The organism is Curtobacterium sp. B8 (genome assembly GCF_000333315.1).
In the GTDB taxonomy this organism is placed as follows: domain Bacteria; phylum Actinomycetota; class Actinomycetes; order Actinomycetales; family Microbacteriaceae; genus Curtobacterium; species Curtobacterium luteum.
The window spans coordinates 1-855 of sequence record NZ_BACW01000348.1 but is presented as its reverse complement, the minus strand read 5'-3'; the positions used below and the strand labels follow the sequence as shown (position 1 = coordinate 855).

The 855-nt window shown below is 73.6% G+C and carries 1 protein-coding gene; it reads right to left on the bottom strand.

Annotation, left to right across the window (positions count from 1 at the left end):
- On the bottom strand, positions 1 to 855 hold an 855-nt coding region (locus I59_RS09015), incomplete at both ends, for a proline dehydrogenase family protein (RefSeq protein WP_031273458.1).

Sequence of the window (855 nt, the reverse complement as noted above, 5' to 3'; positions counted from 1 at the left end):
CGACCCCGCCGGGATCGCCACGGGGAAGTTTCCCGGCGGCGCGACGAGCGTCAGGGCGCCCGGCGTGAAGGAGGCGCCGTCCACCGCCTCGAGGTCCGACGCGAGCTCCGCGTAGAAGTGCGCGAAGTCGATCGCCTCGGACACCTCCGGGTCGGCCTGGTCGATGGTCTTGCCGGTCTCGGAGGCCATGACCTCGATCAACGCCGCACGGTTGGCCTCGAGGGCGTCTCCGATCGCGTGCAGCACGGCGCCGCGCGACGCTCCCGACCACGTCGCCCACGTCGTGCCCGCGGCGCGGACGCGACCGAGGACGGACTCGAGCGACTCGGCGGAGGTGATCCGGGCCTCCTGGACGGCCTTGACCCCGAGCGTCGACGACGCGACGCGCGCGGTGATGTCGGCGCCCCACCGCCGGAACTCCGCGACCGACGGGTCGGTGTCCGGCGTGTTCTCGAAGTGCCCGGCCGACGCGCGCCCGACGGCCGCGTAGCGGTCGGCGACACGGTGCGAGGCCGGCGCGAGGAGACCCTCCGGCGTGGCGAGCGGTTCGAGGGACGACCGGAACCGGGACTCCTCGCGGGCGAACAGCTCGGGCGAGGACGCCAGCGAGAACACCGCCGACATGAAGTTCTCCTGCGACGCGCCCTCCTCCAGCCGCCGGATCAGGTAGGCGATCGCCACGTCGAACTCACCCGGGTGGACCACCGGCGTGTAGAGCAGCAGCGAGCCGACGGTCCGGCGGACGGCCTCGGCCTGCCCCTGCGCCATCCCGAGCAGCATCTCGAACTCGATGCCGTCGCGCACACCGCGCTCCCCCGCGAGCAGCCAGGCGTGCGCGACGTCGAACAGGTGGCC